The sequence below is a fragment of the Alcanivorax sp. HI0044 genome (genome assembly GCF_001634945.1).
Window position 1 is genome coordinate 1 of sequence record NZ_LWEZ01001669.1, and the last position, 1,472, is coordinate 1,472.

The following is a 1,472-nucleotide window of genomic DNA, read 5'->3' on the forward strand; positions in this document are numbered from 1 at the left end:
TGTGCATCGGCTACGCGTTTGGTGTTGGGGTCACTAATGTAGTTGCTCAGGTCATCCCCGGCCCGGTCCCACCACCAGCGCCAATCAATCTGGTAGACACTGATATCCAGCGGCCGGCTGGCGTCGGGCTTGCCGTCGCTGTCCAGGCTGATCAGGTCGATGGCGTGCAGCCCTTCTCGGGACAGTGCCCCGCCCCAGCCGCTGCCTTCGGGAATGCGCATGCCCACCCAGTGCTTGAACGGGTACACCGGCACGCTGCGAATCTGGGTACTGTAGTCGCCGCTGTTTTCAAACACGCGGGTGGTCAGGGTGGCGCGCAGCATGCCCGGGGTCTGTTTCACATTCACCGTGAGCGGCACGGTGGCGTTACCCTGCCCGTCCACGTTGCCATCGAAGGCGGTGAACGGCTCACTGCTGAGCTTTCGGGTGGGGTCATCGAAGTGATAAGCGTCGTAGCCGTCGAAACGGGTGGTGCGCGCGCTCACCCGCACTTTCATGTCGGCCTTCAAATTGGCGGCGGTGGCACCGTTGAGCCACTGGGTAAATAACCCAATGTCGGTGGTTTGGTTGGTGTAGAGCGTTTCCGGCAGATCCAGCTCGATTTTCAGCCGGTTGGGCTTGATCGCTTCCACCCGAATCGGGGTATCAAAATAACGCTGACCCAGCCGGGCCACCGCACGCCAGTTCCCGGTGGGCGCGTCCTCTTCTGTGTGTAGTGTGAAGGCATAAAAATCGCCCACCGGCTTGTCCAGGGTATAGCTCTTCACCTTGTTACCACGGGGATCAAACCAGTCCAGCATCAGTGGGTGGCCGTCGGGGATGGTGTTGTCCTGGTCTTCCAGAATAAAGGTCAGGTGAATGTCATCACCGGGGCGCCACACGTCCCGCTCGCCGTAGAAGAAGCCTTTCAGTCCATCGCGTACTTGCTGGCCACCGGTGTTGAACTGGTTGGTGGGCAGGGCCCGGTTGCGGGCCAGTTTCAGGTAGCCGTTGTCCCGGTCCTTGACCGCTTCCAGGTAATACGCGGATCCGTCCAGTGAGAGGCTGGCCATGCCCTCGGCATCGGTAAGCCCCATGCCGACCTGCTGCAGCTGGTAGTTATAGGCCTTGAGCACCACGTCTTCGGCGGGGGTGTTGCTGTCCAGCTCGGTGGCCACCACCAGCAGGGTATCGTTCTGGCCGCGTTTGGCGATCAGACCCAGGTTGGAGGCCAGGAAAGCGCGGGTACTGCTGGCCAGGTCGTTGTACTGGTAGTAACTGTCGGAGCAGGGATTGTCTTTTTCGTACCAGCTCAGGTAGCCCGCATCCGCATAATAATTCTGATAAACATCAGAACGATCCTCATCCTGCCCAGGGCCTTCGTAGCTGTCCGGCAAGGTGGTTTTTTTCTTCAGGGCACCATCGGGGCAACTGTAGCTGATATCGTCGCCGTCGATGATCAGGGAGAGATGCACCAGACCATTGGGATGCTT

At 59.9% G+C, this 1,472-nt stretch carries 1 protein-coding gene; it reads right to left on the reverse strand.

The window, feature by feature from the left end; translation table 11 throughout:
* A partial coding sequence (locus A3730_RS25130) for an MG2 domain-containing protein (RefSeq protein WP_231884043.1) occupies positions 1-1,472 on the reverse strand: 1,472 nt, incomplete at both ends.